This is a genomic window from Streptomyces tagetis (assembly GCF_018069565.1).
In the GTDB taxonomy this organism is placed as follows: domain Bacteria; phylum Actinomycetota; class Actinomycetes; order Streptomycetales; family Streptomycetaceae; genus Streptomyces; species Streptomyces tagetis.
Map to the genome: position 1 here is coordinate 238,334 of NZ_JAGPNL010000006.1, position 17,691 is coordinate 256,024.

Here is a 17,691-nt window from a genome sequence, read left to right on the forward strand (position 1 = left end):
CCGGCGGCCCCGGAGTTACTCGACCGTCACCGACTTGGCGAGGTTGCGGGGCTTGTCGATGTCCCGGCCGAGCGCCAGCGCCGTGTGGTAGGCGAGGAGTTGCAGCGGGATGCCGAGCAGGATCGGGTCCAGCTCGTCCTCGTTCTTCGGGACCACGATGGTGTGGTCCGCCTTCTCCTGCTCCCGGTGCGCCACGGCGAGGATCGGGCCGCTGCGGGCCTTGATCTCCTCCATCGCCGCCCGGTTCTTCTCCAGCAGGTCGTCGTCGGGCACGATCGCCACCGTGGGCAGCGCCGGTTCGATCAGGGCGAGCGGGCCGTGCTTCAGCTCGGAGGCCGGGTATGCCTCGGCGTGGATGTAGGAGACCTCCTTGAGCTTCAGGGACGCCTCGCGGGCCACCGGGTACCCCCGGACGCGGCCGATGAAGAGCATCGAGCGGGCCTCGGCGCAGCGCGCGGCCAGCTTCTCGATCTCGTCCTCGCGCGCCAGGATCTCGGAGATCTGCTCCGGCAGCCGGCGCAGCCCCTCGATGATCCGGCGCCCGTCGCGCACCGACAGGTCGCGGGTGCGGCCCAGGTGCAGGGCGAGCAGCGCGAAGGCGACGGTGGTGTTGGTGAAGCACTTGGTGGAGACGACGCACACCTCGGGGCCGGCGTGCACGTACATGCCGCCGTCGGCCTCCCGGGCGATGGCCGAGCCGACCACGTTGACGATGCCGAGCACCCGGGCGCCCTTGCGCTTCAGCTCCTGCACCGCGGCGAGCACGTCGTAGGTCTCCCCGGACTGGGAGACGGCGACGTACAGCGTGTCGGGGTCGACCACCGGGTTGCGGTAGCGGAACTCCGAGGCGGGCTCGGCGTCCGCGGGGATGCGGGCCAGCTCCTCGATCATCTGGGCGCCGATCATCCCGGCGTGGTACGAGGTGCCGCAGCCGAGGATCTTCACCCGGCGCACCGCGCGCGCCTCCCGGGCGCCCAGGTTGAGGCCGCCGAGGTGCACGGTGGAGAAGCGGTCGTCGATCCGGCCGCGCAGCACCCGGTCCACGGCCTCCGCCTGCTCGTGGATCTCCTTGTGCATGTAGGTGTCGTGGCCGCCCATGTCGTACGAGGCCGCCTCCCACTCCACGGTGGTCGGCTCGGCGGTCGTACGGGTGCCCTCGGTGGTGTACGTACGGAAGTCGTCGGCCTTGAGGGTGGCCATCTCGCCGTCGCCGAGGGTGACTATCTGCCGGGTGTGGGTGACCAGCGCGGCGATGTCCGAGGCGACGAACATCTCCTTCTCGCCGATGCCGAGGACGACCGGCGAGCCGTTGCGGGCGACGACGATGCGCTCGGGGAAGTCGGCGTGCATGACGGCGATGCCGTAGGTGCCCTCGATGAGCCGGAGCGTGTCGCGGACCTTGTCCTCCAGCCGCGTCGCCTCGGAGCGCGCGATGAGGTGGACGAGGACCTCGGTGTCGGTCTCGGAGAGGAACTCGACGCCGTCCGCCTCCAGCTTGCGGCGCAGGTCGGCGGCGTTGTCGATGATGCCGTTGTGGACGACGGCGACCTTCTCGTCGGCCGACAGGTGCGGGTGGGCGTTGACGTCGGAGGGGGCGCCGTGGGTGGCCCAGCGGGTGTGGGCGATGCCGGTGGTGCCCTTGAAACGGGCGGGGACCTTGGCCTCCAGGTCCCGGACCCGGCCCTTGGCCTTGACCGTCTTCAGCCCCGCCGTCTTCGGCGAGGTGACGACGATGCCCGCCGAGTCGTAGCCGCGGTACTCCAGCCGCTGCAGGCCCTCCAGCAGCAGCGGGGCCACGTCACGCTTGCCGATGTATCCGACGATTCCACACATGTACCGGTTCTTCCTCAGCCGTAGACGATGCGGCGCAACTGGCGGAGCGTCAGCTCCGGTGGTGCCACCGCGCGGTACTTCAGATCCGCCGCGATCCGCTCGAAGATCGTCGCGTTCACCAGGCCCTGGGCCTGGAGTTCGCGGTGGCGGCGACGGACGTACTCCTCGGTCGTCTCGTCGAAGTAGGCGAGCACGTCCTGGACCACGCGCAGCGCCTCGCCCCGGCTCAGGGGGGTGGACCGCGTCAGATGGTCAACGAGTTCGTCGTGCACCCGGTAGATCCTGAAGGTAAGGAGGGGGGCTTCGCAAGAAACCTGCCCGATATCGGGCAGGAACATAGTCAAGACTCCGCCCAATGCCACGTGACCGCGCTCACATGCGCCGCAGGACCGCCTGCTTGGCCTGGGTGAACTCCTCGTCGGTCAGCACCCCCGAGCGGTGCAGCTCGCCCAGTTCCCGCAGCCGCCGCAGCAGCGCGTCGTGGTCGTCCCCGGAGCCCGACGCGGAGCCCGGCCCCGACCCGGCCCCGGAGTCCGGCGCCCCGGTGCCGGACGCGGTGCCCGGACCGCCCCCGGCGCCCGGACCGGACCCGGTGCCGGCGGACGGTGCCGGCGGCTTCGCCGTCGTGATCCCCCGCGGCCGGGACTCCCCGGCGGGCGCCGCCGACGGGTGCGGCAGCCGGGCCTGCACCGCCGCGGCCACCAGCACCATCAGCGGGTCCTTCCTGAACCCCCACAGCTCCACCGCGTTGGGGTCGTACTTCGGCGGCATCCTGCTCGGCGCGGCCCGTACGGCGAAACGCAGGTAGCCGTTCTCCAGCCCCGCCGTCGGCTGCCACTCCACGCCGACGATGTCCTCCAGGGGCAGGGTGCGCGGCCCGGTGGCCGACTTGGCGCTCTCCGCCTGCCACCGCCACTCCAGCCGCACCCGCTCCCCGTCGAAACTGGCCGTGCCGTCCCCGGCCGACACCGACAGCGGCACCGCCGGGCCCGCCAGCAGGAAGGTGTCCACCGGCCCGGACGGCACCTCCTCCAGCAGCAGCGCGTTGCGCACCTCCGCCACGACGTACTCGGCGACGCCGTACCGGTCGGAGTCCACCGTGAGCTGGTACGGGTCGTGCGGCTCGGCCAGCCGGCCGCCCGCCGCGTGCAGCAGCGGGTCCGCGCCGTCGCGCAGCCGCAGCCGCAACCGCCCCGAACGCCTGCCCTGTTCGAACGAGATGCCCGCCAACGCCCGCAGCGGGACCAGCACTTCACCCAGCTCCCGGCGGAGCAGCCCGACGGACTTGTCCCGTCCGGGCGTCAGCCGCAGGGCGTCGCCGTCGAAGACCCAGGTGCCGTCGCGCTGGATGATTTCCGTCATGCGGGCATTGTTTCACCGCCGCCGGGGGAGGGAGCGGGTGCGCGAACCCGCCCTCCCCGCAACCCCGTTGAAGGGCGACGGCCGCGCGTTCGTCCACCCGTGAAGGGAGCGCACGTGACACGGCACCACCGGCCCACAACGACCTCCCGCGTGACCCGCCTGCTCGGTTCCCTGCTGCTCGTGGCGACGGCCGGCGCCGTCACCACCGGCGCCGCACCGGGCCCCGCCCCGGCCACCGTCCCGCTGGACCGGGTGATCCCCGCCCCCGCCTCGGTCCGGCCGGGCGGGGACCCGTACCGCATCACCTCCGGCACCCGCGTCCACGTCGACGACGCGCCCGGGGTCCGCCCCGTCGGCGACTACCTCGCCGCCGTGCTGCGCCCCGCCACCGGCTACCGGCTCCTCGTCACCTCCGGCGGCTCCCGGGGCTCCGGGGACGCCCGGGAGGACGGCGGCATCCGGCTCCGCCTCGCCCCGGGCCCGTACGGGGAGGAGGGGTACAGGCTGCACAGCGCCCGCGACGGCGTCACCCTCACCGCCGCGCACCCGGCCGGCCTCTTCCACGGCGTCCAGACCCTGCGCCAACTGCTCCCGCCCGCCGTGGAGAAGGGCACCCGGCAGCCCGGCCCCTGGGTGGTGGCGGGCGGCACCATCGAGGACACCCCGCGCTACGGCTGGCGCGGCGCCATGCTCGACGTCTCCCGGCACTTCTTCACCGTCGACGAGGTCAAGCGCCACATCGACCGGCTCGCCCTCTACAAGTTCAACCGGCTGCACCTGCACCTCAGCGACGACCAGGGCTGGCGCATCGCCGTCGACTCCTGGCCCCGGCTCACCGCCCACGGCGGCTCCACCGAGGTCGGCGGCGGCCCCGGCGGCCACTACACCAAGGCGCAGTACCGCGAGATCGTGCGCTACGCGGCCTCGCGCCACCTGGAGGTGGTCCCCGAGATCGACATGCCCGGCCACACCAACGCGGCCCTCTCCTCCTACGCCGAGCTGAACTGCGACGGCCAGGCGCCCCCGCTCTACACCGGCACCGAGGTCGGCTTCAGTTCCCTGTGCGTGGGCAAGGAGATCACCTACGACTTCGTCGACGACGTGGTGCGCGAACTGGCCGCGCTCACCCCCGGCCCCTACCTCCACATCGGCGGCGACGAGGCGCACTCCACCAGCCACGGGGAGTACGTCCGCTTCATGGAGCGCGTGCAGCCCGTCGTCGCGGCGTACGGCAAGACGGTCGTCGGCTGGCACCAGCTCACCGGCGCCGAACCGGCCGAGGGGGCGCTCGCCCAGTACTGGGGTCTGGACGGCACCCCGGCCGCGGAGAAGGCCCGCGTCGCCGAGGCCGCGCGCAACGGCACCGGGCTGATCCTCTCCCCGGCCGACCGGGTCTACCTGGACATGAAGTACACCGCCGACACCCCGCTCGGCCTCGCCTGGGCCGGATACGTGGAGGTGCGGCGCTCCTACGACTGGGACCCGGGCGCCTACCTGCCGGGCGTCCCGGCGTCGGCCGTCCGGGGCGTGGAGGCGCCGCTGTGGACGGAGACCCTGGACAGCTCCGAGGAACTGGAGTTCATGAGCTTCCCCCGGCTGCCCGGCGTCGCCGAGCTGGGCTGGTCGCCCGCGGCCACGCACGACTGGGAGGACTACCGGCTGCGGCTCGCGGCCCAGGCGCCGAGGTGGGAGGCGCTGGGCATCGCCTACCACCGCTCGCCGCAGGTGCCCTGGCCGGACCGGGGCTGACGCGCTGACGGGCACCCCGGAGGACCGTCTCCGGGGTGCCCGCCGGTCTGGGGCCGCCCCGCGCCCGAGGGCGCCGGGGCGGGGCCGGGCTCGGAAGGGCCTCGGGGGCCCGCCCGGCCTAGGCGAACACCGCCTCCTCGAACCGCTCCCGGGTGCACAGGCGCGGCGGCGCCCCCTCTCCCGCCCTCCCGCTCGCGGGCACGAAGCCGAGGGCGGCGTGGAGCGCGGGCCCGGCGGGGTCGCCGGGGCGGGGCGCGGCGACGATCCGGCGTACCGCCGGGTCCGCGAAGAGGTGGGCCAGGGTGGCGGTGAGGGCGGCGCCGGCGAAACCGCGCCCGGCCGGCGCGTCCGGCGCGAGGGTGAAGCGCAGGCCGAGGTCGCCCGGCTCGGCCGGGTGCCCGCCGGGCGCCTCGCGGTGGGCGGTGACACTGGTCTCCACCAGGAAGGCGGGGACCCCGTCGTGCAGGCCGAGGAAGGCCGCGCGGTGCGGGTCGGCCGCGGTCCGCATGCAGGCCCGCTCCACGTCCACCAGCCGCAGGGCGCGTTCCGGGCCGGTGGCCCGGGGGTGGGTGAGCCAGCCGTGCACCAGTTCGGCGTCGGTCAGGGGGTCGAGGGGTCGGAGGGTGAGGGCTCCGATGCCCGCGGTCATGGTCCTCATCGGCTGAACTCCCGGAAGCTCGACTAAGGCAAGCCTAACCTAAGTCGGCCCGAGGTGCACTCCGGGTCACCGGCCCACCGGATCACCACCGCCCCGCCGGGGCACCAGGGCCCGCCCGGGTCCTCCGGGCCTTAGCCCGTCAGCCCCAACTCCCGGGCGATCAGCATCCGCTGGACCTCGCTGGTGCCCTCGCCGATCTCCAGGATCTTCGAGTCCCGCCACATCCGGGCCACCGGGTACTCGTTCATGAAGCCGTAGCCGCCGTGGACCTGGGTGGCGTCCCGGGCGTTGTCCACCGCCACCGTGGACGAGTACAGCTTGGCGAGGGCCGCCTCCTTCTTGAACGGTTCGCCCGCCACCAGCCGCGAGGCCGCGTCACGCCAGGCCAGTCGCGCCGTGTGGGCCTTCATCTCCATGTCGGCGATCTTGAACTGGATCGCCTGGTTGGCGCCGATCGGCCGGCCGAAGGCGTGCCGCTCCCTGGCGTACTTCACCGACTCGTCCACGCAGCCCTGCGCCAGACCGGTGCCGAGCGCCGCGATGGCGATCCGGCCCTCGTCCAGGATGCGCAGGAACTGGGCGTAGCCGCGGCCCTCCTCGCCCAGCAGGTTGGCGGCCGGGACCCGCACGTCGGAGAAGGACAGCTCACGGGTGTCCGAGGCGTTCCAGCCGACCTTGGAGTACGGGGCGGCCACCGTGAAGCCGGGCGTCCCCGACGGGACGATGATCGCCGAGATCAGCGGGCGGCCGTCGGGCTTGCGGCCGGTGACCGCGGTGACCGTGACCAGGCCGGTGATGTCGGTACCGGAGTTGGTGATGAAGCACTTGGTGCCGTTGATCACCCACTCGCCGGTCGACTCGTCCAGCCTGGCCGTGGTCCGGGTCGCGCCCGCGTCCGAGCCGCCGTCCGGCTCGGTCAGCCCGAAGGCGCCCAGGATCTCGCCGGAGCAGAGCCGCGGCAGCCAGGTCCGCTTCTGCTCCTCGGTGCCGAAGAGGTGGACCGGCATCGCGCCGAGCGAGACACCGGCCTCCAGCGTGATCGCCACCGACGAGTCGACCCGGGCCAGCTCCTCCAGGACGAGGCCGAGGGCGAGGTAGTCGCCGCCCATCCCGCCGTACTCCTCGGGGAAGGGCAGGCCGAACAGCCCCATGCGGCCCATCTCCCGCACGATCTCGTACGGGAACTCGTGCCGCTCGTAGAAGTCGCCGATCTTGGGCGCCACGACGTCGTGGGCGAACTCCTCCACGGTGCGGCGGAGTTCCTCCAGTTCGGGGGAGAGCTTGTGGTCCATCGGTCACTGCTCCTTGTGGGAGTCGGCGGCGGAGCCGGTGAGGGCTCGTACGGTGCGGGACGGGCTGGGCCGTCCCAGTCGGTCGGCCATCCACACGCTGGTGGCGACGAGGCGGCTGAGGTCGACGCCCGTGTCGATGCCGAGTCCGCGCAGCATCCACACGAGGTCTTCGGTGGCGAGGTTGCCGGTGGCGGACTTCGCGTACGGGCAGCCGCCCAGTCCGCCGGCCGAGGCGTCGACGGTGGTGACGCCGTGTTCCAGCGCGGCCAGGGTGTTGGCCAGCGCCTGTCCGTAGGTGTCGTGGAAGTGCACGCCGAGGACGCCGGTGGCGATCCCCGCGTCCTCCAGCGCGGTGAGCAGGGCGCGGACGTGGCCCGGGGTGGCCACGCCGATGGTGTCGCCGAGGCTCAGCTCGTCGCAGCCGAGGTCCACCAGGGCCCGGCAGACCCTGACCACCCGGTCGACGGGCACCGGGCCCTCCCAGGGGTCGCCGAAGCACATCGACAGGTAGCCCCGCACGTGCCCGCCGGCCTCCTTGGCGCAGGCCACCACCGGCTCGAACATGGCCAGCGCCCCGTCCACCGAGCGGTTGAGGTTGGCCTGGGCGAAGGACTCGGTGGCGCTGGCGAAGACGGCCACGCGCCGGGCGCCGAGCGCGAGGGCCCTCTCCAGCCCCCGCTCGTTCGGCACCAGCACCGGCAGCTCGGCCGGCACGTCCGCGACCAGCGGGAACAGGGCCTCGGCATCGGCCAGTTGGGGCACCCAGCGGGGGTGGACGAAGCTGGTCGCCTCCACCGTGGCCAGCCCCGCCCCGGCGAGCCGGCGGATGAACTCCGCCTTCACCTCGGTCGGGACGGTCGCCGCCTCGTTCTGCAGCCCGTCGCGGGGGCCGACCTCGTGGATGCGGACCCGGGCGGGCAGGCCCGGCGCCGGCACGGTCATGGGCAGCGCGTCGGTGCTCATGCGCCCGCCTCCTCGTCACCGAGCGGTGCGATGACGGCCAGGACCTGGTCCATGGAGACCGTGGTGCCGGGCGTGACGTCCAGTTCGGCGACGGTGCCGGCGTGCGGGGCGCAGATGACGTGCTCCATCTTCATCGCCTCCACCACCAGCAGGCTCTGCCCGGCGGCCACCTCGTCGCCGACGGCGGCCTTCACCACCGTCACCGTGCCCGGCATGGGCGCGGTGAGCGAGTCGGCGCCCGCGTGGGCGGCACGGTTCAGCGAGGCGGCGACCGGGTCGTGGTCGCGCACCTGCCAGGCGTCGCCGTCGCGGCCGATCCAGGAGCCGTCCGGCAGCGCGGCGACCGTGTGGGTGACCCCGTCGAGTCGGACGGTGTACCGCTCTCCACCGCCCGTGCGCACCGGGGTGACGGCAAAGGCGCGCGAGGGCCGCTCGGCGCCGGCCGCGAGCAGCTCGTACCCGCCGTCCGCCGTCTCCCGCACCCGGACGGTGACCGGCTCCCGGCCCGGCACCCGCAGGTGGTGCGGGGTCCAGGCCCGCTCGCCGCCGAGGCGCCAGCCGTCGGCCGCCGCGAACGGATCGCCCGCGCCGCCGCCGTCGCGGGCCAGGGCCGCCTGCCGCAGCAGCGCCGCCACCGCGTACACCTCGTCCGGCACCTCGTCGGTGACGAGGCTCTCCACGTCCCGCTCCACCAGGCCCGTGTCCAGCTCGCCGGCGATCACCGCGGGGTGGGCGAGCAGCCGGCGCAGGAACCCGGCGTTGGTCCGCACGCCCAGCGTCACCGTCTCCGCCAGCGCGGCCCGCAGCCGGCGCAGCGCCGTGGCCCGGTCGGGCCCGTGGGCGATCACCTTGGCCAGCATCGGGTCGTAGAGGCTGCCGACCTCGGTGCCCTCGTCGAGCCCCGAGTCGGTGCGCACCCCCTCGCCGTGCGGCTCGCTCAGCCGCAGCACCGTGCCGCCCGAGGGCAGGAAACCGCGCGCCGGGTCCTCCGCGCACAGCCGCGCCTCGACCGCGTGCCCGGTCAGCCGGACGTCCTCCTGCGCGAGGCCCAGCCGCTCGCCCGCCGCCACCCGGAGCTGCCACTCCACCAGGTCCACGCCGGTCACCAGCTCGGTCACCGGGTGCTCCACCTGGAGCCGGGTGTTCATCTCCATGAAGTAGTACGAGGACGGGTCGCCGCCGGGGACGATGAACTCCACCGTGCCCGCGCCCCGGTAGCCGCAGGAGCGGGCCGCCTGCACGGCCGCCTCGCCCATCGCGGCGCGGGTCGCCTCGTCCAGGAGGACGCTCGGCGCCTCCTCGACGATCTTCTGGTGCCGGCGCTGGAGCGAGCACTCGCGCTCGCCCAGGTGCACCACGTTCCCGTGGCCGTCGGCCAGGACCTGGATCTCGATGTGCCGGGGCCGGTCGACCCACCGCTCCACCAGGAGCGTGTCGTCGCCGAAGGAGGCGCGGGCCTCCCGGCGGGCCGCGGCGATCTCCTCGCCCAGCGCCGCTGCCTCCCGCACCAGCCGCATGCCCTTGCCGCCGCCGCCCGCCGAGGGCTTCAGCAGCACCGGCATCCCGATCTCCCGGGCGGCCTCGGCGAGCCGCGCGTCGCTCAGCCCGCCGCCGCTGGAGCCCGGCACCACCGGCACCCCGGCCGCCCGCACCGTCTCCTTGGCGCGGATCTTGTCGCCCATCAGGGCGATGGCGTCGGCCGGCGGGCCGATGAAGACCAGCCCCGCCTCCTCGCAGGCCCGCGCGAACTCCGCGTTCTCGGCGAGGAACCCGTACCCCGGGTGGACGGCCTGCGCCCCCGTCGCGCGGGCGGCCTCCAGCAGCCGGCCGGCCGACAGATAGCTCTCCGCCGCCGGCGCCGGGCCGATCCGTACCGCCGTGTCGGCCTCCCGGACGTGCCGGGCGCCGGCGTCGGCGTCGGAGTGGACGGCCACCGAGCGCACCCCCAGCGCGCGCAGCGTCCGGATGACGCGGACGGCGATCTCGCCCCGGTTGGCGACCAGCACCGTGTCGAACATGCGTCCCGTGCTCCCTGTCTGTTCCATGGGTCCCCTCCTCACATCCGGAAGATGCCGAACCGGGGCTCGCCCAGCGGCGCCCCGGCGCACGCGGTCAGGGCGAGACCGAGCACCCGGCGGGTGTCGAGGGGGTCGATGATCCCGTCGTCCCACAGGCGGGCCGTCGCGTAGTAGGCGTTGCCCTGGCGCTCGTACTGGGCGCGGACCGGCGCCTTGAACGCCTCTTCCTCCTCGGCGGGCCACTCCTCCCCGCGCGCCTCGGCCTGGTCCCGCTTGACCGTGGCCAGCACCGAGGCCGCCTGTTCCCCGCCCATCACCGAGATCTTGGCGTTGGGCCACATCCACAGGAACCGCGGCGAGTAGGCCCGGCCGCACATCGAGTAGTTGCCCGCGCCGTAGGAACCGCCGACGACGACCGTCAGCTTCGGCACGCGCGTGCACGCCACCGCGGTCACCATCTTGGCGCCGTGCTTGGCGATGCCGCCCGCCTCGTAGTCCCGGCCGACCATGAAGCCCGAGATGTTCTGGAGGAAGACCAGCGGGATGCCGCGCTGGTCGCACAACTCGATGAAGTGGGCGCCCTTCTGCGCCGACTCGGAGAAGAGGATGCCGTTGTTGGCGACGATCCCCACCGGGTGGCCGTGGACGCGGGCGAAGCCGGTGACCAGCGTCTGCCCGAACTCCTGCTTGAACTCCGCGAACCGGGAGCCGTCCACCACCCGCGCGATGACCTCCCGCACGTCGTACGGGGTGCGGGAGTCGGCCGGCACCACCCCGTACAGCCCCAGGGGGTCGGCCTTGGGCTCCACCGAGGGCAGCACCTCCCAGGGTGCCGCGGCCCGCCCGGGGAGCGTGGAGACGATGGTGCGCACGATCCGCAGGGCGTGCGCGTCGTCCTCGGCGAGGTGGTCGGTCACGCCGGACACCCGCGCGTGCACGTCGCCGCCGCCCAGCTCCTCGGCGGTCACCACCTCGCCGGTGGCCGCCTTCACCAGCGGCGGACCGCCCAGGAAGATCGTCCCCTGGCCCCGGACGATCACCGCCTCGTCGCTCATCGCCGGGACGTACGCCCCGCCCGCCGTGCAGGAGCCGAGGACGGCGGCGATCTGCGGGATGCCGGCGCCCGACATCCGGGCCTGGTTGTAGAAGATCCGGCCGAAGTGCTCGCGGTCGGGGAAGACCTCGTCCTGCATCGGCAGGAAGGCGCCGCCGGAGTCCACCAGGTACAGGCACGGCAGCCGGTTCTCCAGGGCCACCTCCTGGGCGCGCAGGTGCTTCTTCACCGTCATCGGGTAGTACGTGCCGCCCTTGACCGTGGCGTCGTTGGCGACGATCACGCACTCCCGGCCGCCGACCCGGCCGATCCCGGCGATCACCCCGGCGGCCGGGGCCTGCCCGTCGTAGAGCCCGTCGGCGGCGAGCGGTGCCAGCTCCAGGAAGGGCGAGCCGGCGTCGAGGAGTGTGTCGACGCGGTCGCGGGGCAGCAGCTTGCCGCGCGCGGTGTGCCGCGCCCGTGCCCGCTCTCCGCCGCCGAGCCTGGCCGCGGCCAGCTTGCCGCGCAGCTCCTCCACGAGGGCGCGGTGCGCCTCCTCGTTGGCCCGAAAGGACTCCGAGGCGGGATCGGCCGCCGTCGTCAGCTCCGGTGCCTCGTGCATCCTGCGGTCCCCTCACCCAGTGGTCGGCCGGTTAATGACCGTTAACGCATCCGCCTTCAGGTTAACGACCGCTAACCTCCCTGTCTACAATCGGTCCCATGACCACCAGAACCGACGCCCTCACCCGCCGCGAGCAGATCCTCAAGGAGGCCGCCCGGCTCTTCGCGGAGCGCGGCTTCCACGGCGTGGGCGTCGACGAGATAGGCGCCGCGGTCGGCATCAGCGGCCCCGGTCTCTACCGGCACTTCCCCGGCAAGGACGCGATGCTCGCCGAGCTGCTCGTCGGCATCAGCGGCCGGCTGCTGACCGGCGCCAAGCGGCGGCTGGCGGAGGCGGACCCGGCGGCCGGGCCCGGGGTGGTCCTCGACTCGCTCATCGAGGGGCACATCGACTTCGCGCTCGACGACCGCCCGCTCATCACCCTGCACGACCGGGAGCTGGACCGCCTCCGGGACAGCGACCGCAAGCTGGTGCGCCAGCTCCAGCGGCAGTACGTCGAGCTGTGGGTCGGGGTGCTCTGCGAGGTCTACCCGGACGTGGCCGAGCCGAGCGCCCGCTCCGCCGTCCACTCGGTCTTCGGGCTGCTGAACTCCACCCCGCACCTGGGCCGCCCCGGCTCGCTGCCCGGCCGCGGGGTGACCGCCGGGCTGCTGCACCGGATGGCGCGGGGCGCCTTCGGGGCCGTGGCCGCCGAGTGACCGGGGTTACCCGCGGCGCGCTCTGGACGCTTCTTGCTACCCACCGGTACGGTGGGGTCTGAGCAAGCGCTTAGACACGTACTCTGGAGGTGGCGCCGTGCGCCGTACGGTGTTCAACGAGGACCACGAGGCGTTCCGCGAGACCCTCCGGGCCTTCATCGAGGCCGAGGTCGTCCCCGTCCACGACGAGTGGTTCGCCGCCGGCCAGGCGCCGCGCGAGTTCTACTACAAACTCGCCGACCTGGGCCTCTTCGGCATCAACGTCCCCGAGGAGTACGGCGGCGCCGGACTGGAGTCGCACAAGTTCGAGGCGATCCAGTACGAGGAGACCGCCCGCGCGGGCGTCAGCTTCGGCGGCTCCGGCGTGCACGTCCTGCTCGCCCTGCCCTACCTCAAGATGCTCGCCACCGAGGAGCAGAAGAAGCGCTTCCTGCCCAAGTTCGTCTCCGGCGAGGAGATGTGGGCCATCGCCATGACCGAGCCGGGCACCGGCTCCGACCTCGCGGGCATGAAGTCCACCGCCCGGCTCTCCGAGGACGGCACCCACTACGTCCTCAACGGCGCCAAGACCTTCATCACCGGCGGCGTCCACGCCGACAAGGTCATCGTCTGCGCCCGCACCGCCGCCGCGACCCCCGAGGACCGCCGCCACGGCATCTCCCTCTTCGCCGTCGACACGAAGTCCGAGGGCTACTCCGTCGGCCGCAAGCTCGACAAGCTCGGCCTGCGCACCTCCGACACCGCCGAACTCGCCTTCGTCGACGTCAAGGTCCCCGTCGAGGACCTGCTCGGCGAGGAGAACAAGGGCTTCTCCTACCTCGGCGCCAACCTGCCCTCCGAGCGCTGGGGCATCGCCTTCGGCGCCTACGCCCAGGCCAAGGCCGCCGTCCGCTTCGCCCAGGAGTACGTGCGGGAGCGCACCGTCTTCGGCAAGCCCGTCGCCGCCTTCCAGAACACCAAGTTCGAGCTCGCCGCCTGCCAGGCCGAGGTCGACGCCGCCGAGGCCGTCGCCGACCGCGCCCTGGAGGCCCTGGACGCCGGCGAGCTGACCGCCGCCGAGGCCGCCAGCGCCAAGCTGTTCTGCACCGAGGTCGCCCACCGCGTCATCGACCGCTGCCTCCAGCTCCACGGCGGCTACGGCTACATGAACGAGTACCCCATCGCCCGCCTGTACGCCGACAACCGCGTCAACCGCATCTACGGCGGCACCAGCGAGGTCATGAAGATGATCATCGCCAAGGACATGGGCCTGTAGCACCCGCGGCGGCCGGGGCACGACGAACGCCGGAGACGACACACTCCATGAGCGAGGCACTCCACGCCCTCCTCGACCTGCTCGACCTGGAGCGGATCGAGGAGGACCTCTTCCGCGGCCGTTCCCGGGCCGCCGTCATCCCCCGGGTCTTCGGGGGACAGGTGGCGGCCCAGGCCCTGGTCGCCGCCGGGCGCACGGTCCCCGAGGACCGCCACGCCCACTCCCTGCACGCCTACTTCCTGCGCCCCGGCGACCCCGAGGCGCCCATCGTCTACGCCGTCGACCGCATCCGCGACGGACGCTCCTTCACCACCCGCCGGGTGGTCGCCGTCCAGCACGGCAAGCCCGTCTTCGGGCTCTCCGCCTCCTTCCAGGCCCCGGAGGAGGGCCTGGACCACCAGGCGTCCATGCCCGACGCCCCCGACCCGGCCACGCTGCCCACCTTCGAGGAACGGCTGCGCGACTACCCCCACCTCGACCCCGGCGTGGCCGCGCGCATCGCCGAGGCCCGCGCCGCGGTCGACCTGCGCTACGTCGACGAACCCCCCTTCGGCGCCTACGGCACCCCCCGCGAACCCCGCTCCCAGGTCTGGTTCCGCACCAACGGCAAGCTGGAGGGCGCCCTCGACCGGCACCTCCTCCACGTCGTCCTCGCCACCTACGTCTCCGACATGACCCTGCTCGACTCCGTCCTGCTCGCGCACGGCCGGGGCGGCTGGGCCGTCGGCGACGTCGTCGGCGCCTCGCTCGACCACGCCATGTGGTTCCACCGGCCCTTCCGCGCCGACGAATGGCTCCTGTACGACCAGGAGTCGCCCTCCGCCTCCGGCGGCCGGGGCCTCGGCCAGGCCCGCATCCACACCCGCGACGGGCGGCTCGCCGTCTCCGTCGTCCAGGAAGGCGTGGTCCGCGTCCCCCGGCGGCACTGAGGGCGTGGCCGGGCGGGAACGGCGGAGGGACACCCGCCGACGGCGGCTCCCGTCCCGCTGCTCCACGTCGCCTGGGTGCCGGGCCGGCCCCCGGCGCCGCGTTCCTCGTCGGCCGGCCCCGGGGCCGTGACGGGGACGCCGGTCACGGCCGGGGCGGGGGTGTGCGCCGGGGCGGACGGGGCTCAGGTGTCCAGGCCCGCCTGGGCCAGCAGGTACGCCGTCATCGGGTCGTAGTAGCGGGGGCTGACCACGTGGTCGTCGAGCGGCACCGTCACCTGTACGGTGCCCTCGGCCTCGGCGAGGAAGAGCGCCGGGTCGTTGCAGTCGGCGTAGCCGACCGCGTCGACGCCGTGCCGGCCGGCGTACCCCGCCCAGCCGTGGTCGGCGACGACCAGGTCCGGCAGCGGCCGGCCGGTCCGCTCCAGCCCCGTGAGGATGGCCTTCATCGGCTCCCCGGAGTGCGTGTGCCACAGCGAGGCGCCGTGCTCCAGCATCGCCACGTCCGCGAACTGCATGACGTACCCCTCGTCCGTGGTCAGCCCCTCCGGGATCACCACGATCTCGCAGCCGGCGGTGCGCAGCGCGGCGGCCGTGGCCCGGTGCACGTCGAGCAGGCCGCCCGGGTGACCGGTGGCGAAGAGCACCCGCTGCTCGCCGTCGGCCGCCTTGCGCAGCCGCGCGGCCATGCGCTCCAGGGCGTCCAGGGTCAGTTCCGGGTCGATGGTGTCCTGCCCGTACCGGTACTCCGGGTCGTCGTTGACGCCGACCCGCTCCGCCATCACCGCGAGCACGTCCTGCTCGTCGGTCCAGCGGTCGCCCAGCTCCAGGCCGAGCCAGAAGTGGCGGTCGCCGTTGGCCAGCTTCCGGTAGTGGGAGAGGTTGTTCTCGCGGGGGGTGGCGACATCGCCCGCGATACGCGTCCTGACGAGGTGTTCGGCCAGTTCGGCGCGGCTGGGTGTCCCGGGTATCGGCATGGCTCCATTGTGGGGCAGCGGGCGGCGGGCGTCTCGGGACACCGCCCGCTGGGACGCGGCTCACCCGTACGTGTATGGGTGCCGGGTGGGTGCGGGGCCGGGGGTCACCGGCGGCGCAGCGCGAACCACAACTCCATCCGCACGTCCGGGTCGTCCAGGTCGGCGTCGAGCAGCGTCGCGCAGCGGGCGACGCGCTGACGGACCGTGTTGCGGTGTACGGACAGGGCGACGGCGGTCCCCTCCCAACTGCCGTGCAGCGACAGCCAGGTACGCAGCGTCTCCACCAGCGCCGGTGGCCCGGCGAGAGGCGCGAGCAGCGCGCGGGCGTGCGCGTCGGCCTCGCCGTCCGGCACCAGGTCGGCGAGGGCGGGCCGGGCGCCGTGCCGGACCAGGGGGGCGCGGGTGGCGCGGGCGCGGGCCAGCGCCCGTGCCGCCTGGGCGTCGGCGGCGGGCCACTCGTCCGGGGTGACGGCGGCGCTGACACCCAGCGTCCAGCCGGGCTGGGGGCGGGGGCCGGGGGCGGCTGTGCCCGTGGGGGTGGTGCCCGTGGTGGTGGTGCCGGTGGTGGGGGTGGTGGCGGGTGGGGCCTCCGGCTCGGGCGGGCGGGGGCCGCGGGCCGGGTCGGGGGCGGGCCGCGGGCCGCGCGCGGGGCGGGGGATCGGCTCCGGGGGGATGCCCGGCCCGGTACCGGGAACGGCCCGGTTTCCCGCGCCCGCGCTCGTTCCCGGCGCCGTCGCCGGTCCGGTTGCCGTGCCTGTGCCGGTGGGCGGTCCTGTCGCCGCGTCTGTGCCGGCGCCCGGTCCCGTTCCGGTGCCCGTGCCCGTGCCCGTTCCGGTGGCCGGTCCCGTTCCGGCGCCCGCGCCCGTTCCGCTCCCCGCGCCCGTTCCGGCGCCCGCGCCCGTTCTGGTCCCCGCGTCCGGCGCCGGTCCCGCGCCGGGGCCCGGTGGTGTGCCCGGCCGCATGCCCGTCCTGGGGCCTGTCCCCGCGCCCGTTCCGGCCCCCGTACCTGCGGGGATCAGGAGCCGTACGACGTCGTTCGCGCGGTCGATCAAGGGGGAGCCGAGGGCCGTGCCGAGGGCGGAGACCGTCGTGGCGTCGGGGGCGTAACGGCCGTCGGAGCGGGCGTGCACCACGTACCAGCGGCCCCCGTCCGCACCGTCCCCGCCGTCGTCGGACCCGGGGAGCAGCAGGGGGGCGACCTCCTCCGGCCGGGCGCCCAGCAGCAGCCGGACCAGGGCCGAGGAGCGGCCGGCCCCCGAGCCGCTGTGGTGCTCGCCGGTGAGCAGGGAGAGCAGCACCGCGGCGAGGGAGGTGATGATCTGGTCCCCGGGCTCCCGCCGCCCCGCCGCCACCCCCAGCGCGAAGCCGCGCCCCGTTCCCAGCGTGTACGCGGCGAGCCGGGTGCCGGCCACCGTGTCGCTGGCCGTGGTGGAGCCCCGGCCGGTGACGAAGCGCGCCAGGTCCGCCAGCCCGCGCCGCACCGGGCCGGCCGGCTCGCGCCCCGCCGACGCGACGGGCGTCCCCCCGGGGCCGTAGAGCACCGCCCATCCGTCGAGCCGGGCGGAGAGCCGGCGCAGTACCGCGGGCACCGGGTCGGGCCGGGCCGCCGCGGCGGCGAGACCGCGCTGGGCCTCGGAGACCCGGCGCAGTTCGGCCAGCCGCGCCTGGGCCATGAGCTGCCACACCGCGCGGGCCACCGCCGAGAACGTCGTCCGCGGCGGCACCTCCACCAGCGCCAGCCCCCGCGCCTCGCAGGCCGCGCGCAGTGCCGTCGGCACGGTGTCGTGCACCGGCGCCAGGCCGAAGCCGAGGGCCGCGCCGCCCGCGGCGACGATCCGGGCCACGTAGTCGTCGAAGTAGCCGTCCGGGACCGCCTCCGCCTCCGGGGCGTGCACGCCCGCCGTCAGCAGCAGCTCCCCGCCGAGCAGGTACGGCAGCGGGTCGGCCATCTCCGAGGTGTGCACCCAGTGGACCGTCACGCCGGCGGCCGGGGGGCCGGTGATCTGCCGCAGCCCGAGGTCCTCGCGGGCCAGCAACGCGGCGAGCGGCACCGGGGGCGTGGGCGGCACGGGCGGCGCGGGAGGTACCGGAGGCGCGGGCGGTACCGGGGGCGTGGGCGGTACCGGGGGCGTGGGCGGCACCGCCCCGGACGTCGGCCCGCCCGGCAGGGGGTTCGGGGGTGTCGCGTCCCGCATGATGGACGTTTCCTCCACTCCGGTGGCCATGAATAGAGGAAACGTACACTTCGCAGCCGCTTTTCGGCCACCTAATGTCGGTCCGGACGCAGCGGGCGGATCTCCCCGCG

General features: G+C 74.4%; 14 protein-coding genes. 4 read left to right on the forward strand and 10 right to left on the reverse strand.

Going from position 1 to position 17,691, the window contains the following annotated elements:
* Positions 1–15: 15 nt before the first annotated feature.
* The 3 genes from glmS to J5Y05_RS21955 all read right to left on the reverse strand — a co-directional run bounded on the left by glmS (position 16) and on the right by J5Y05_RS21955 (position 3,195).
* The gene (gene glmS, locus J5Y05_RS21945; protein ID WP_210874752.1) at positions 16–1,833 is read right to left on the reverse strand and encodes a glutamine--fructose-6-phosphate transaminase (isomerizing); all 1,818 of its coding nucleotides are present in this window, start codon (positions 1,831–1,833) and stop codon (positions 16–18) included.
* Between the two features lie 14 nt (positions 1,834–1,847).
* On the reverse strand, positions 1,848–2,105 hold the full coding sequence (locus tag J5Y05_RS21950) for a hypothetical protein (protein WP_030418338.1): 258 nt from the start codon (positions 2,103–2,105) through the stop codon (positions 1,848–1,850).
* Positions 2,106–2,205: 100 nt separating this feature from the next.
* On the reverse strand, positions 2,206–3,195 hold the full coding sequence (locus tag J5Y05_RS21955) for a DUF4429 domain-containing protein (protein WP_210874753.1): 990 nt from the start codon (positions 3,193–3,195) through the stop codon (positions 2,206–2,208).
* A 114-nt stretch (positions 3,196–3,309) separates the two neighbouring features.
* Between J5Y05_RS21955 and J5Y05_RS21960 the strand changes: the two genes are divergently transcribed.
* A complete protein-coding gene (locus J5Y05_RS21960; protein ID WP_210874754.1) occupies positions 3,310–4,944 on the forward strand; it encodes a beta-N-acetylhexosaminidase in 1,635 nt (544 codons plus the stop codon).
* 118 nt (positions 4,945–5,062) lie between these two features.
* Here the strand turns inward: J5Y05_RS21960 and J5Y05_RS21965 are convergent, their stop codons facing one another.
* The 5 genes from J5Y05_RS21965 to J5Y05_RS21985 form a co-directional block, all read right to left on the reverse strand.
* The gene (locus tag J5Y05_RS21965) at positions 5,063–5,602 is read right to left on the reverse strand and encodes a GNAT family N-acetyltransferase (RefSeq protein ID WP_210874755.1); all 540 of its coding nucleotides are present in this window, start codon (positions 5,600–5,602) and stop codon (positions 5,063–5,065) included.
* Between the two features lie 131 nt (positions 5,603–5,733).
* Positions 5,734–6,894 carry an acyl-CoA dehydrogenase family protein gene (locus J5Y05_RS21970; protein ID WP_210874756.1) on the reverse strand — a complete coding sequence of 387 codons (1,161 nt, stop codon included), beginning with the start codon at positions 6,892–6,894 and terminating at the stop codon, positions 5,734–5,736.
* Positions 6,895–6,897: 3 nt separating this feature from the next.
* Positions 6,898–7,857 carry a hydroxymethylglutaryl-CoA lyase gene (locus tag J5Y05_RS21975; RefSeq protein WP_210874757.1) on the reverse strand — a complete coding sequence of 320 codons (960 nt, stop codon included), beginning with the start codon at positions 7,855–7,857 and terminating at the stop codon, positions 6,898–6,900.
* Positions 7,854–9,875, reverse strand: coding sequence for an acetyl/propionyl/methylcrotonyl-CoA carboxylase subunit alpha (locus tag J5Y05_RS21980; RefSeq protein WP_210874881.1), 2,022 nt, complete (start codon positions 9,873–9,875; stop codon positions 7,854–7,856). Before J5Y05_RS21980 ends, J5Y05_RS21975 begins: the two co-directional genes overlap by 4 nt.
* Before the next feature lie 38 nt (positions 9,876–9,913).
* The gene (locus J5Y05_RS21985; RefSeq protein WP_210874758.1) at positions 9,914–11,530 is read right to left on the reverse strand and encodes a carboxyl transferase domain-containing protein; all 1,617 of its coding nucleotides are present in this window, start codon (positions 11,528–11,530) and stop codon (positions 9,914–9,916) included.
* Between the two features lie 98 nt (positions 11,531–11,628).
* Between J5Y05_RS21985 and J5Y05_RS21990 the strand changes: the two genes are divergently transcribed.
* From J5Y05_RS21990 to J5Y05_RS22000, 3 genes are all read left to right on the forward strand, one after another.
* Positions 11,629–12,228 (forward strand): SACE_7040 family transcriptional regulator, encoded by a 600-nt coding sequence (locus tag J5Y05_RS21990; protein WP_210874759.1) that lies wholly within the window; start codon positions 11,629–11,631, stop codon positions 12,226–12,228.
* A gap of 97 nt (positions 12,229–12,325) precedes the next feature.
* Complete coding sequence (locus J5Y05_RS21995; RefSeq protein WP_210874760.1) at positions 12,326–13,483, forward strand: acyl-CoA dehydrogenase family protein; 1,158 nt, start codon at positions 12,326–12,328, stop codon at positions 13,481–13,483.
* Between the two features lie 47 nt (positions 13,484–13,530).
* Positions 13,531–14,412, forward strand: a complete 882-nt coding sequence (locus J5Y05_RS22000) for an acyl-CoA thioesterase (RefSeq protein WP_210874761.1) — start codon at positions 13,531–13,533, stop codon at positions 14,410–14,412.
* Positions 14,413–14,594: 182 nt separating this feature from the next.
* On the opposite strand, the gene J5Y05_RS22005 is transcribed toward J5Y05_RS22000, so the two are convergent.
* Together J5Y05_RS22005 and J5Y05_RS22010 are read right to left on the reverse strand one after the other, a co-directional pair.
* Positions 14,595–15,386 (reverse strand): phosphatase, encoded by a 792-nt coding sequence (locus J5Y05_RS22005; RefSeq protein ID WP_210874762.1) that lies wholly within the window; start codon positions 15,384–15,386, stop codon positions 14,595–14,597.
* A 104-nt stretch (positions 15,387–15,490) separates the two neighbouring features.
* Positions 15,491–17,455 carry a helix-turn-helix domain-containing protein gene (locus tag J5Y05_RS22010; protein ID WP_307854032.1) on the reverse strand — a complete coding sequence of 655 codons (1,965 nt, stop codon included), beginning with the start codon at positions 17,453–17,455 and terminating at the stop codon, positions 15,491–15,493.
* Positions 17,456–17,691 lie beyond the last annotated feature (236 nt).